The sequence below is a fragment of the Streptomyces rubiginosohelvolus genome (assembly GCF_014649875.1).
Lineage (GTDB): Bacteria > Actinomycetota > Actinomycetes > Streptomycetales > Streptomycetaceae > Streptomyces > Streptomyces rubiginosohelvolus.
Genome location: NZ_BMTW01000018.1, coordinates 22076 through 35586, shown reverse-complemented (window position 1 = coordinate 35586; position 13511 = coordinate 22076). Strand labels below are relative to the sequence as shown.

Below are 13511 nucleotides of genomic sequence, written 5' to 3'. Positions count from 1 at the left end.
CGATGAGCGACGCATCCGCCAACCCCTTCGACGCGGACGGGGAGTTCCTCGTGCTGACCAACGCGGAGGGTCAGCACTCGCTGTGGCCGCTGTTCGCCGCGGTGCCCGAGGGCTGGTCGACGGCTCACGGCCCGTGCGCCCGGCAGGACGCGCTGGACTGGATCACCGCGCACTGGGACGGCCCCGTCGCCGCCGCCGCGCGGTGAGCGGGTTGCTGATCCGGCCCCGGATACGACCCCGGGTCGCCGTCGTCCTCGTCTACACGGCCGCGATGTGCATGAACGGCCTGGACTCGACGATCGTGAACCCGGCGCTCTACACGATCGCGGGCGACTTCGGCCGCCCGCTGTCGGCCGCCAACACGGTGGAGACGGCCTTCCTGGTCGCGCTCGCGGTGGGGCTGCCGGTGGCGGGGTGGCTGGGCGACCGGTTCGGGACGAAGCGGGTGTTCCTCGGCGCGCTGACGGCGTTCACGGTCGCCTCGGCGGTCTGCGGTCTGGCCCCGGACCTCACGACGCTGGTGGTGGCCCGGGCCGTGCAGGGCCTGGCGGGCGGGTTGTTGACGCCGGTCGGGATGACGCTGCTGTTCCGGGCGTTCCCGCCGCACGAGCGGACGAAGCTGGCGAAGGTGCTGATCGTGCCGACGGCACTGATGCCCGCGCTCGGTCCGCCGCTGGGCGGTCTGCTCACCGAACACCTTTCCTGGCACTGGCTGTTCTTCGTGAACGTGCCGATCGGGGCGGCGGCCGTCCTGCTGGGTGTCTTCGGTCTGCGCGAGCATGTCGAGGGCCCGGAGGGGAGGTTCGACACGGTCGGCTTCTGGCTGGCGACCCCGGCGCTGGGGCTGCTGACGTACGCGCTGGGCTTCGGCCCCTCGCAGGGCTGGACGGAGCCCGCCGTCGCCGTGAGCGCGGTGCTGGGGTCCGTCCTGTTGGTGGCGGCGGTCCTGCACCAGACGCGGGCGAAGACGCCGTTGCTGAAGCTGCGGCTGCTCGCCGACCGGGTGTACGGGTCGGCCTCCGCGCTCGCCGGGGTGACCGCGGCCGGGCTGATGGGGGTCCTGTTCGTCTTCCCGCTGCTGTACCAGGCGAGCCTGGGCGCTTCGGCGCTGGACGCCGGGCTGAGCGTCTTCCCGGAGGCGGTGGGGCTGATGCTGGCCTCGCAGGTGGTGGACCGGCTGCTGCCGCGGCTCGGCCCCCGGCTGCTGACCGTGCCGGCACTGCTGGTCGCGGCGGCGGTCTTCGGTGCGCTCGCGGTGCCCGGCGTGGCGGAGAACGCGTGGAGCGTGCGCGGGCTGATGTTCCTCATCGGCCTGGTGCTGGGGACGGCGGTGCTGACCGTGCAGATCTCCGGCTTCGAGTCGATCGCGCCCCCGGACATGGGGCAGGCGATGGGCCTGTTCCAGATCGTCCGCACGCTGGGCGGCGCGTTGGGCATCGCCGCCTGTGCGGCGGTGATCGGCGGCGGCCACGTGACGGAGGCCTCCGCCGACCCGGGCCCGTACCGTACGGCGGTCTGGGTGACGGCGGGGCTCGTCGCGGTCGGCGCGCTGATCGCGCTGCGGCTGCCGCGCGAGGCCCCGCAGCCGCCGCCGTTCGACGACGAGGACGTCCCCGAGCCGCCCGGTGAGGGCCTGGCGGCTCAGGAGGCCCCGGTCGCGAAGGGCTGAGCGGGCATACGCGTGAGGGGCGGGCGGCATCCGGAGGGGGATGCCGCCCGCCCCTCACGCGTGGTCGGGATGCGGGGTCACGTCGTCGTCTCAGCCTTCGCCGAGCAGGGCGGCCAGCCCGTCCGCGAGGCCGCCGCGCCAGCAGGCGTAGTCGTGGCCGCCGTTGAACTCCCGGTAGCGGACGTCGTATCCGCGGGCGCGCAGCACATTGCGGAGCCTGCGGTTCTCCTGGAGGAGCATCCACTCCTGGAGGCCGACCTCCAGATGGAGGGTCACCGGCCTGCGCTCCGCCCACGCGTACTGGCCGGTGAGCCATTCGGTGCCGCGCTCGTCGTCGGGCCACCAGAAGGAACCCGACTGGGAGAGGGCGAGGCCGAAGCGGTCGGGGCGCTGGAAGGCGGCGAACGCCGCGGTGAGGCCGCCCGCGCTCTGTCCGGCGACGACGGTCCGCGCGGCGTCCGCCCCGGCCCCGTACTCCCGCTCGGCCCACGGCAGCAGGGTGTCGGCGAGCCAGTCGACGAACGGGGCGCTGCACGCGAGGTCGTCCATGCGCCGGCCCATGGTGTCGACCAGGATCGCAACGGTGGGCGGCAGATCCCCGTCGGCGTGCAGATTGTCGAGGATGTCGCCGACGCCGAGGACCGGCCCCCACATCTCGCCGTCGAGGAGCACGGCGAGCGCGTACGGGCCCCTGTCCGGGCGGTGGCCGGGCGGCAGGTGAACGGTGATCGGGCGGCCGTCGACCTCGGCGTCGAGCGTGCGCCCCCGGTCCACGTCGTCACGCCGCCGGATGCGTGACTGAGGCGGGGCATCGGGGAGTTCGAGGACGGAGGCGGGGTTGCGGCCGTCCCGGGAGGGCAGCGGGGCGCGGTCGTTGAGCGGGTCGGGTTCGGCGTGGTCGAGGACCCCGAGCCAGGAGGACCGGTCGGCGCGCAGGGCGTCCTCGCGCGTTCCCCCGGTGGCGTGGAACTGGTACGAGGCGCGGTGGTCGGCGCGCAGCCGGTGGCTGATCGCCCATACGCCGGTGCCGTCGACCCGTTCCATCAGGTGCGGGGCGAGGTCGCCCGCGTGCCGGTCCTTGTCGGTGACCGTGTGGACGAGGGCCAGGACATGGGTGGCGGGGCGCGCGGGGTCCTCGCGGCGGACGAAGGTGACGAGCCGGTGGTCCGGGTCGCCCTCCGGGTCGGGTTCGACGAGGGGGGTGCCGGTGGCGGCGGCGTGCCGCCAGAACGCCTCCTCGGCGTCGGGCTTTTCGGCGCGGACGTCCGCGATGAGCGTACGCAGCAGGGGGCTTCGCACGGCGGTGGCCTCGGATTCGGTCGGTCCGGGGGAAATCGGCCCCGTGGATGCCGGTCCCTCGGATACGGGCGGGGGCGGCGGGTTCCTGCGCGGCGGGTAGGTCATGGGTGTCTCGTACTTCCTGTACGTGGGCTTCTGGTACGCGGGTGGCGGTCCACTACACGCGGGTGGCGGCCGAGCGGCCGAGCAGCACCCAGAGCAGGAAGGGGCCGCCGAGGACGGTGGTGACGATGCCGACGGGGAGTTCGGCACCATCGAAAACGATGCGGCCGAGGGTGTCGGCGGCGACGACGAGGACGGCTCCGGTGAGCATCGAGCCGACGAGCGGCACGCGCAGGGGTCCGGCGAGCCGGGAGGCGATGACCGGGGAGGCGAGTGCGACGAAGCCGACGGGTCCGCAGATGCCGACCGCGAGGCCCGCGAGGGCGACGGCGAGGAGCAGGGCGAGGGCGCGGACCCGGCCGGGGGCGGAGCCGAGCGAGGAGGCGGTCGCGTCGTCGAAGCGCAGGACACCCAGGTGGCGGGCGACGGCGAGGCTGACCGGGACGAGTACCGCGAGGCCGATGAGGACGGGGACGGCGACGGAGTAGCTGCGGCCGTTGAGGCTGCCCGAGGTCCACACGTACAGCGAACTGGCGGAGGAGAGGGACCGGCGGGAGAGGACGACCTGGGTGATGGCGGAGGCCAGGGCGGACATGGCGAGGCCGACGACGAGGACGCGGTAGCCGCGCTGGCCGAGGCCGCCGGAGACGGTGGTGACGACGATGACGGCGACCAGTGCGCCGATCGGCCCGGCCCACCAGGCGCCGAAGGATCCGGTGGCGCTGAGGGTGACGGAGAGCAGGACGGCGGCGGTGGCCCCGTCGTTGACACCGAGGAGCTCGGGGGTGGCCAGGCGGTTGCGGGCCAGGGTCTGGGTGAGGCACCCGGCCAGGCCGAGCGCGGCTCCGGCGGTGAGTCCGGCGACGATGCGGCCGAGGCGGAACTTCTGGACGAGCAGCACGTCGAAGCGGTCGCCCTGGCCGAACACCGCGCGGAAGGTGCGGGCGACGCCCATGTCGCTCTGGCCCGCGTAGGCGGAGAGGACGACGGCGAGCAGGAGGACCCCTGCGAGGGCGAGGGCGGCCAGGGCGGCGCGCCGGGTGACGAGGAGGGACAGCGGGCCGCGGCGCAGCACGAGGGTGTCGGCCGGGCGGACCCGCAGGGTCTTGGCCTTCGGGGTGCGGCGGGCCGGGCGGGGCAGGGTGATCCGGAAGCGGCGGGGGCGGTCGGGGGCGCGTTCCTCGGTGGCCGGTTCCGTCATGCCCATCGAGGCCAGCTGCTTGGAGCGGACGATGGCGATGAGGACGGGGGCGCCGATGAGGGCGACGATGACGGAGACGGGTGCTTCGAAAGGCCGCGAGACCACGCGGGCGGCGATGTCGGAAACCGTCAGGACGCAGGCGCCGATGAGCCCGGCGAGCAGGATGCGGGCGGCGAGCCGGGTGCCGGCGAGGGCGCGGGCGAGGAAACCCGCGAGCAGGCCGAGGAAGGAGATCGGCCCGGCGAGCGCGACGGCGGCCGCGGTCAGCAGAGTGACGCCGATGGCGACGACCGTACGGATCACGGGAGGCCGGTGGCCGAGGCTGCGGGCCAGGTCGTCGCCGAGGGCCAGCGCGGAGAGCGGGCGGGCGACGAGGAGGGCGACGACGAAGCCGAGGGCGAGGACCGGGGCGAGGCGGCCGAGTTCGCCGAAGCCCTCGACCCCGGCGAGGGAGCCGAGGACCCAGAAGCGGAATCTGTCGTAGGTCTCCGCGGAGTTGACGACGATGACACTGGTGAGCCCGCCGAAGGTGGCGCCGAGCGCCGCGCCGGCAAGGACCAGCCGCATGGGAGAGCCGCCGCCGCGTCTTCCGGATATGAGGAGGACGAGACCGCTGGCGACCACCGCACCGACGAACGCGCAGACGAGGTAGGCGTAACCGGAATCGAAGCCGAGCAGCGCGATGCCGGCGACGACGCCGAGCGAGGCGCCCGCGTTGACGCCGAGGAGTCCGGTCTCGGCCAGCGGGTTGCGGGTGACCGCCTGGAGGAGGCACCCGGCGACGCCGAGGGCGGCCCCGACGAGCAGCGCGGTGAAGGTGCGCGGCAGGCGCAGATCGCCGACGACGAGGGAGAGACGGGCGTTGTCACGCGCGCCGTCCCGGCCGAGGAGGTAATCCAGGACGCCGCCGGGGCCGACCTCGCCCGCGCCGATCGAGAGGGAGAGGCCCGTCAACAGCAGGACGGCGAAGGCCAGTCCGGCGACGGCCACCACCACGGTGCGCCGCCGCGGGTCGGCCGTGGCGCGGGAGCCGTCAGGCGTGGCGGCGTCTTCGGGAACAGGCAGGTGCCCCGAGGGCTGTCCGGTTTCCGGCTTTGTTCCCTTTTCGGTTCCCGGAGATGCTTCCCCGTGTCCGGCGGAGGCGGCCTCCGTGGTCCGGTCGGCTTCGCCTCCGTCCAACTGAACGGTCGAGGAGTCATGTTCGGGAGCCGAGGCCGTGGTCCCCGTGCGCGGCGTTTGCATAAGGTGAGGCTAGCCTAAGTAGATATCGACGGCTCGACCCCTTCTGGGCGGTCGGTTCAATTTAGGTTACCCTTACCTAACACCTGGAGGAGGTTGCTCATGCCTGAGCACATACCGGGCAGAAGCGGCGACTTCATCGGCCGCACTGCTCTGGTCACCGGTGCCGCACAAGGCATCGGCGCGGCAGTCGCCGACCTGCTCGCCACCCTCGGCGCCCGCGTGGCCGCCACCGATCGCGCCCTGCACGGCATCGAGGCGACAGCCGCCGAGTGGACCAGGACGCAGGAGAAACTGCCCCATGGCGAGCGTTCGGCAGGCAGTCTGGACCCGTATGTGATGGACGTCACCGACCGCGGCTCGGTGGAGAGCACCGTGGCCCGCGTCGAGCGCCAACTCGGCCCGGTCGACGTCCTGGTGAACGTGGCGGGCATCCTGCGCACCGGCCCGGCCGCCGTGCTCTCCGCGCAGGACTGGGCGGACACCTTCGCGGTGAACGCCACCGGCGTCTTCCATGTCTCCCAGGCCGTCGCCCCGCTCATGGCGGCCCGCGGATCCGGCGCGGTCGTCACCGTCGGCTCCAACGCCGCCGGGATCCCGCGCACCGGCATGGCCGCCTACGCCGCCTCCAAGGCGGCCGCCGCCATGTTCACCAAGTGTCTGGGGCTCGAACTCGCCGGCAGCGGCGTCCGCTGCAACGTCGTCGCGCCCGGCTCCACCGACACACCGATGCAACGCGCGCTCTGGACCGACCCGGGCGCCGAACAGCGCGTCATCGACGGGGACCCCGCCACGTACCGCACCGGCATTCCCCTGGGCCGGATCGCCGACCCCGAGGACATCGCGGAGACGGTGGCGTTCCTCGCCTCGGACCGCGCCCGCCACATCACCATGCAGGAGCTGTACGTCGACGGCGGCGCGACCCTTCGCTGACCGCCCGACCGCCCCGCCTTCCCTTCCTTCACCTCCCATCCAGCCCCCCGCACCCGCTGACGGGACCATCGAGAATGGAGTCCCCGTGCCGACGGCATCCCAGGTCGCCACGCACACCGCCCCGGCCGATCCGGCCCACCCGGCCGTAGGAGCGGCCACCTCGCTTCTGGACGCCTACGCACCGGGCGACCACTTTCTCGCCACTCCCGGACGCACGCTGCTCGCACGGGGACCGGGACGCCATGTCCCGCACGACGAGAGACCGTTGACCGCGCGAGTGGACGCCACGCTCGCCGCGGCGGCCGCCGCCGGCCAGGAATCACCGGTGGTCATCGGCGCCATCCCCTTCGACCACACCGCCCCGGCCGCCCTGAGCGTCCCGGAGTCGGTGCGCACCGCGCCCGCGCTCGCCTCCGACCCGCTCATCGCCCTGCCGGCCACCGCGCCCACCGCCGGGACCTGGGAGATACGCCAGGTGCCCGAGCCGGAGATCTACGGCAAGGGCGTCGCCGCCGCCGTGGAACGCATGTGGCGCGGCGAGTTCAGCAAGGTCGTCCTGGCCCGCACCCTCGAACTCACCTCCGACGCCCCGGTCGACCTGCCCGCGATGCTCCAGCGCCTCGCCCGCCGCGACCCCTCCGGTTACACGTTCGCCCTGCCGACCGGCCCCGGGCGCACCCTCATCGGCGCCAGCCCCGAGCTGCTCGTCTCCCGCCATGGGAAGCAGGTCGTCGCCAACCCGCTGGCCGGCTCGACCCCGCGCAGCGCCGACCTGGCCGAGGACGTGCGCCGGGCGGCGACGCTGCTGGAGTCGGCCAAGGATCTCCACGAGCACGCCGTCGTCGTCGACGCCGTCCACCAGGCGCTCGCGGCGCACTGCACGGAACTGACCGTCCCGGCCCGGCCGACGCTCATCCGCACCGCCACCATGTGGCACCTGTCCACCACGGTCACCGGCACCCTGCGCTCCCCCGACACCTCGGCGCTGGAGCTGGCGCTCGCGCTGCACCCGACGCCCGCCGTGTGCGGCACGCCGACGCAGACGGCCCGTCAGGTCATCGCGGAGACCGAACCGTTCGACCGGGACTTCTTCACCGGCGTGATCGGCTGGGGAAACGCCGAGGGCGACGGCGACTGGGTCGTCACGATCCGCTGCGCCGAGGCCGAGGAGCGCACCCTGCGCCTGTACGCCGGAGCGGGCGTCGTCGCCGCCTCCGAGCCCGAGGCGGAGACCGCGGAGACCGCGGCCAAGTTCCGCACCTTCCTGAGCGCCGTGGGAGCCGAGCTGTGAGTACGGAAGCGGCGCCCACCTGGCCCGCCGAATTCGCCGAGCGGTACCGGGCGGCCGGCTGGTGGCGCGGGGAGACCTTCGGGGAGATGCTGCGACAGCGCGCCGAGGAGCATCCGGACCGGGTCGCGATCGTGGACCCGGTGGCGGGCAGCCGGTGGACGTACGCCGATCTCGACCGGCGCGCCGACCGGCTGGCGGCGGGCTTCCTCTCCCGGGGCATCGTCAAGGGCGACAAGGTGGTGGTGCAACTCCCCAACATCGCCGAGTTCTTCGAGGTGATCTTCGCGCTGTTCCGGATCGGCGCGCTGCCCGTCTTCGCGCTGCCCGCGCACCGCGAGAGCGAGATCACCTACTTCTGCGAGTTCACCGAGGCGGTGGCGTACGTCATCGCGGCCGAGCACGGCGGCTACGACTACCGTGAACTGGCGTCGAAGACCCACGCCAATGTGAGCACGCTGCGCCATGTGTTCGTCGCCCAGGGGGACCCGGGCGAGTTCGAGGCGCTGTCCGAGGTCGCCGAGGAGCCGGTCGGCTACGGCGGGCCCCGCCCGGACGACCTGGCCTTCCTCCAGCTCTCCGGCGGCAGCACCGGCATCCCGAAGCTGATCCCGCGCACCCACGACGACTACATCTACTCGCTGTGGGGGTCCAACGAGATCTGCGCGGTCGACGAGAACAGCGTCTACCTGTGCGTGCTGCCCGCCGCGCACAACTTCCCGCTCTCCTCCCCCGGTTCGCTCGGCACGCTGTACGCCGGGGGCCGTGTGGTGCTGTGCCCCGGGCCTTCGCCCGAGGTGGCGTTCCCCCTGATCGAGCGCGAGGGCGTCACCATCACCGGGCTCGTGCCGCCGCTGGCCCTGCTCTGGACCGAGGCCGCGCCCGGCACCGCCCACGACCTCAGCAGCCTGGACGTGCTGCTCGTGGGCGGCGCCAAGTTCAGCGAGGAGGCGGCCCGCCGGGTGCGGCCCGCGCTGGGCTGCACGCTCCAGCAGGTGTTCGGCATGGCCGAGGGGCTGGTCAACTACACCCGTCTCGACGACCCGGTCGAGACGATCGTCACCACCCAGGGCCGGCCCATCTCGCCCGACGACGAGATCCTCGTCGTCGACGACGAGGACCAGGAGGTGGCCCCGGGCGAGACGGGTCACCTGCTGACCCGGGGCCCGTACACCATCCGGGGCTACTGGAACGCCCCCGAGCACAACGCCCGTTCCTTCACCGAGGACGGCTTCTACCGCACCGGCGACATCGTGCGGGTCACCGGGAGCGGGCACATCGTCGTCGAGGGGCGCGCCAAGGACCAGATCAACCGGGGCGGCGAGAAGATCGCCGCCGAGGAGGTCGAGAACCACATCCTCGCCCACCCCGCCGTGCACGACGCCAACGTGGTGGCCGAGCCGGACCCGTATCTGGGCGAACGCACCTGCGCGTACGTGATCCTGCGCTCGGGCGCGGGCCCGCTGAAGGCGGTGGCCGTCAAGAGGTTCGTCCGCGAACGGGGCCTGGCCGCCTACAAGGTGCCGGACCGGGTCGAGTTCGTCGACGCGTTCCCGCAGACCGGCGTGGGCAAGGTCTCCAAGAAGGACCTGCGCAACGCCGCCGCCCGCACGGCCCCGTCGTCCTCGCTTTCGTAACCATCCCGTCCCCGTCCCACTGAACGACTCCCCGAACGGAACCCTCCCCACCATGGCTCTGCCCGCCATCGTCCCCTACCCCATGCCGACCGCCGACGCGTTGCCCGCCAACCGGGTCGACTGGACCGTCGACCCGGCGCGCGCGGTGCTCCTCGTCCACGATCTGCAGAACTACTTCCTGACGGCATACGACCGCGAGGCCGCACCCGTTCCCGAACTCCTGGCCCATGTGGCCGAGTTGAAGAAGGACGCGGCGCGGCTCGGGGTGCCGGTGCTCTACACCGCGCAGCCCGGCGGCCAGGGTGCGGAGGAACGCGGTCTCCAGCAGGACTTCTGGGGCCCCGGCCTGCCGGCCGACGAGCACCTGGCGGCCATCGCGGACGAGGTCGCGCCCGACGCGGACGACACGGTCCTCACCAAGTGGAAGTACAGCGGCTTCGTCCGCACGGATCTGCTGGAGCGCCTGCGCGAGCAGGGCCGCGACCAGATCGTCATCACCGGTGTCTACGCCCACATCGGTGTGCTGATGACCGCGTGCGACGCCTGGATGCAGGACATCCAGGCGTTCGTGGTGGCCGACGCGGTGGCGGACTTCTCCGCCGAGGACCATGCGATGGCGCTGCGGTGGGCCGCGGGCAAGTGTGCCGTCGTCACCACCGCCCGGACCGTCTTCGAAGGGAAGTGACCGCCGTGGCGCTCACGCTCGACCAGCTCCGTGCCGATGTCGCCGACATCCTCGGCGAGGACCCCGAGGAGATCCCCGTGGACGAGAACCTCGTCGACTACGGTCTCGACTCCGTCCGCCTGATGTCGCTGGCCGCCGCCTGGCGTCGCGACCACGGGATCGAGGTGGCCTTCGCCGACCTCGCCGAGAAGCCGGCGCTGGAGGCCTGGGCACCGCTGCTGGGTGTGACCGGCTGACCCAGGCGTACCTCTACGTCCGACGCGCGTTCTTCGGAGCCGCCGAGCACCGGATCGAACGGTGCCGGCGGCCCGGGAGCCGTTGTCGTGGGGCCCGGACCGTCGGCCTCGTCCGATGGGAAAGACTGAGGCCATGAGAGACATCGTTTTCACGCGCGCGAGCGGCTGGATCCCGAACGTGATCCGCGAGGACGGCGAGCTGAAGCTGATGCTCGGTGCCGGGGCGGACGCCAACCACTCGCCACGTGAGTTCACGTTCCCGATCCGGGAAGCCCATCTCGCGGTGATCCGGGAGGACCTGGGCAGGCACCTGCTGCTGTGGAGTGCGGTCCTGCCGCTGTGCGATGCCGCCGGAACCCGGGGCCCGCTCGACGAGGACGCCGCCGTCGCGCTCCTGGATCCGGTTCTCCTCGCCACGCCCGCCGACGTCGACGCGCTCTTCGGGCGCGTCCCGTGGGACAGGGGACGGCTCATCGCCCACGGTGCCGACATCGAACTGCTGGAGCGCGGTCAGCTCTGCGCGGCGATGCGCGCGGCGACCGAGACGTCCGACGGAAAGCGGGCTCAGGAGCATCACGCGAACCGCCGCCGCGCCGAGCGTGGCGTGGTCCTCGGACCGCTGGATACGGCACTCCTGAAGTACACGGGCCAGTACGTGCACGGCGCGACGATCCCGAAGCGGGTGCCGGACGCCGTCGACCCCGCGCTGCTGCCCGAGGTCATGCGGGTGCTCGCCACCGCCGAGCAGGCGTGCGCCGGAATGCGGATCGGCCGCGACCCACGGCGGGGCAAGCGCGCCACGGACAAGCGCGACTGGAGCCGGATGGAGACGGCGGTGGACGCCGCCGTGCGCCGGGCGCACCCGGATCTCGCCGCCGACGCCATCCGTACCGTGAGCTTCCTGATGTGCTCGGAAGCCGCCCATCGCTCCAGGAACGCACCTCTGGAGGACGACGAGGAGATCACCGGCGGCCTCGGCGAGGGAGCGGGGACGAGGAAGACCGTCCTGTCCTTCACCGACGACAAGGGCGTCGAGAAGAAGTGGCGCGCGGGCAGCGGCCGCACCGCCTCGGCGGAGTTCTGGGAGTTCGTCGGTGATCGCTCCGCCGGCGACAACGAAGTGTTCACCGTCGAGGACGAGGAGCTGGGCGAGGGGATCCAGCTGCACTTCTACGCCGACACCGCCGCCCGGGTCATGACGGTGCGCAAGGGCCGCGGCGGGTCGGATCCGGAGTACCGGGTCGAGTACACGCTCGTCGACGGGATGAGCGGGTACCGGAGCCTGGTGAGCGCCTACGTCCGCGGTGGCTGGGCCGGACTCGACCGGCACGGCTCCTGGCTGTCGGACGCCGCCGAGCTCGAACGCGCCCGGCGGCGACGCGACGGCCGACCCGACGCCTAGGCGCCGCCCAGCGCTGCGGACACCAGCGCCCGGGCCTCCTCCTGGACCTGGGCGAGGTGGCCGGGGCCCTGGAAGCTCTCCGCGTACACCTTGTAGACGTCCTCGGTGCCCGAGGGACGGGCGGCGAACCAGGCGCTGTCGGTGCAGACCTTGAGGCCGCCGATCGGGGCCCCGTTGCCGGGGGCCTCGGTGAGCACGGCGGTGACGGGTTCCCCGGCCAGGGTGTCGGCCTTGACCTGCTGCGGGGAGAGCTTCGCCAGGACGGCCTTCTCCTCGCGGGTGGCGGGCGCGTCGATGCGGGCGTACGCCGGGTCGCCGAAGCGGTCCGTGAGGCGGGCGTAGTGCTCGGAGGGGGTGGAACCGGTGACGGCGGTGATCTCGGAGGCGAGGAGGGCGAGCAGGATGCCGTCCTTGTCCGTCGTCCAGACCCGGCCGTCGCGGCGCAGGAAGGAGGCCCCGGCGGACTCCTCGCCGCCGAAGCCGAGGCTGCCGTCGTAGAGACCGTCGACGAACCACTTGAAGCCGACCGGGACCTCCACCAGGGTCCGGCCGAGGTCCTGGGCGACCCGGTCGATCATGGAGGAGGAGACCAGGGTCTTGCCGATGCCGGTCCCGGCGGCCCAGGCGTCGCGGTGGGTGTAGAGGTAGTCGATGGCGACGGCCAGGTAGTGGTTGGGGTTCATCAGCCCGCCGTCGGGCGTGACGATGCCGTGCCGGTCGGCGTCCGCGTCGTTGCCGGTGGAGATGGCGTACGCGTCGCGCTGCTCGATGAGCGAGGCCATGGCGTGCGGCGACGAGCAGTCCATGCGGATCTTGCCGTCCCAGTCCAGCGTCATGAACCGCCAGGTGGGATCGGCCAGCGGGTTCACCACCGTGAGGTCGATCCGGTGGCGCTCGGCGATCCGCCCCCAGTAGGCGACGGACGCGCCGCCGAGCGGGTCGGCGCCGATGCGGATGCCCGCGTCCCGTACGGCGTCGAGGTCGAGGACGGACGGCAGGTCGTCGACGTACGCGGTCAGGAAGTCGTGGCGGCGGGTGGTGTCGGCGGCCAGGGCGCGGGCGTACGGGATCCGGCGGACCTCCCCGAGTCCGGCCTCGATCAGGGCGTTCGCCCGGTCCTGGATCCAGGAGGTGGCGTCGGAGGCGGCCGGTCCCCCGTTCGGCGGGTTGTACTTGAAGCCGCCGTCGGCGGGCGGGTTGTGCGACGGGGTGACCACGATGCCGTCGGCCAGGTGCTCGGTGCGCCCCTGGTTGTACGTGAGGATGGCGTGCGAGACGGCCGGGGTCGGGGTGTAGCCGTCCTCGCTGTCGATGAGGACGGTGGCCCCGTTGGCGGCCAGCACCTCCAGGGCGGTGACCCGGGCGGGTTCGGAGAGCGCGTGGGTGTCCGCGCCGAGGAAGAGAGGTCCGTCGGTGCCCTGGCGGGTGCGGTAGTCGCAGATCGCCTGGGTGGTGGCGGCGATGTGGTCCTCGTTGAACGCGGCGGCGAACGCGGAGCCGCGGTGGCCGGAGGTCCCGAAAGCCACGCGCTGGGCGGGCTCGGACGGATCGGGGTGGAGGGCGTAATAGGCCGTCACCAGCCGTGCCACGTCGACCAGGTCTGCGGACTGTGCCGGGTGACCGGCCCGTTCGTGCACCATCGGGTCTCCTCGTACGTCTTCGTCTTCGGCCGGCCCGCGGGGAGACGGGCCCGTCGCACCGGGAAGCGATCACCCGGGTCCGTACCCGATTCTGCTCTCTCGACCGCCCCGGCGTGCGACCGGTTCACGCCTTCCTCGTGTCGCCTCCCGGCCGGAGCGGCGCCGCGCCCCCGGTCATCG

At 72.9% G+C, this 13511-nt stretch carries 11 protein-coding genes; 8 read left to right on the top strand and 3 right to left on the bottom strand.

Going from position 1 to position 13511, the window contains the following annotated elements; all coding sequences use genetic code 11:
• Positions 1 to 2 precede the first annotated feature (2 nt).
• Both IE134_RS29420 and IE134_RS29415 read left to right on the top strand, forming a co-directional pair.
• The gene (locus IE134_RS29420) at positions 3 to 206 is read left to right on the top strand and encodes an MbtH family protein (RefSeq protein WP_003971056.1); all 204 of its coding nucleotides are present in this window, start codon (positions 3 to 5) and stop codon (positions 204 to 206) included.
• Positions 203 to 1669, top strand: a complete 1467-nt coding sequence (locus IE134_RS29415) for a DHA2 family efflux MFS transporter permease subunit (protein WP_126932491.1) — start codon at positions 203 to 205, stop codon at positions 1667 to 1669. The genes IE134_RS29420 and IE134_RS29415 overlap by 4 nt, the downstream gene beginning before the upstream one ends.
• 90 nt (positions 1670 to 1759) lie before the next feature.
• On the opposite strand, the gene fes is transcribed toward IE134_RS29415, so the two are convergent.
• Together fes and fhuB are read right to left on the bottom strand one after the other, a co-directional pair.
• Positions 1760 to 3073 (bottom strand): enterochelin esterase, encoded by a 1314-nt coding sequence (gene fes / locus IE134_RS29410; RefSeq protein WP_229823764.1) that lies wholly within the window; start codon positions 3071 to 3073, stop codon positions 1760 to 1762.
• A gap of 52 nt (positions 3074 to 3125) precedes the next feature.
• Complete coding sequence (gene fhuB / locus IE134_RS29405) at positions 3126 to 5513, bottom strand: Fe(3+)-hydroxamate ABC transporter permease FhuB (protein ID WP_098017057.1); 2388 nt, start codon at positions 5511 to 5513, stop codon at positions 3126 to 3128.
• A gap of 99 nt (positions 5514 to 5612) precedes the next feature.
• Between fhuB and IE134_RS29400 the strand changes: the two genes are divergently transcribed.
• From IE134_RS29400 to IE134_RS29375, 6 genes are all read left to right on the top strand, one after another.
• A complete protein-coding gene (locus tag IE134_RS29400) occupies positions 5613 to 6443 on the top strand; it encodes a 2,3-dihydro-2,3-dihydroxybenzoate dehydrogenase (protein ID WP_098017058.1) in 831 nt (276 codons plus the stop codon).
• 85 nt (positions 6444 to 6528) lie between these two features.
• Positions 6529 to 7734: an isochorismate synthase DhbC gene (dhbC, locus tag IE134_RS29395; protein ID WP_189432216.1), complete on the top strand. Its 1206-nt coding sequence runs from the start codon at positions 6529 to 6531 to the stop codon at positions 7732 to 7734.
• The gene (locus IE134_RS29390) at positions 7731 to 9368 is read left to right on the top strand and encodes a (2,3-dihydroxybenzoyl)adenylate synthase (RefSeq protein WP_189432214.1); all 1638 of its coding nucleotides are present in this window, start codon (positions 7731 to 7733) and stop codon (positions 9366 to 9368) included. The genes dhbC and IE134_RS29390 overlap by 4 nt, the downstream gene beginning before the upstream one ends.
• Positions 9369 to 9420: 52 nt before the next feature.
• Entirely contained in the window at positions 9421 to 10053 is a 633-nt protein-coding gene (locus tag IE134_RS29385) for an isochorismatase family protein (RefSeq protein WP_189432212.1), read from the top strand.
• 5 nt (positions 10054 to 10058) lie between these two features.
• On the top strand, positions 10059 to 10289 hold the full coding sequence (locus IE134_RS29380) for a phosphopantetheine-binding protein (protein WP_029182312.1): 231 nt from the start codon (positions 10059 to 10061) through the stop codon (positions 10287 to 10289).
• A 133-nt stretch (positions 10290 to 10422) separates the two neighbouring features.
• A complete protein-coding gene (locus IE134_RS29375; RefSeq protein WP_189432210.1) occupies positions 10423 to 11691 on the top strand; it encodes a DUF6357 family protein in 1269 nt (422 codons plus the stop codon).
• Here the strand turns inward: IE134_RS29375 and pgm are convergent.
• Positions 11688 to 13331: a phosphoglucomutase (alpha-D-glucose-1,6-bisphosphate-dependent) gene (gene pgm / locus IE134_RS29370; protein WP_030721120.1), complete on the bottom strand. Its 1644-nt coding sequence runs from the start codon at positions 13329 to 13331 to the stop codon at positions 11688 to 11690. The genes IE134_RS29375 and pgm overlap by 4 nt on opposite strands.
• Positions 13332 to 13511: the final 180 nt, after the last annotated feature.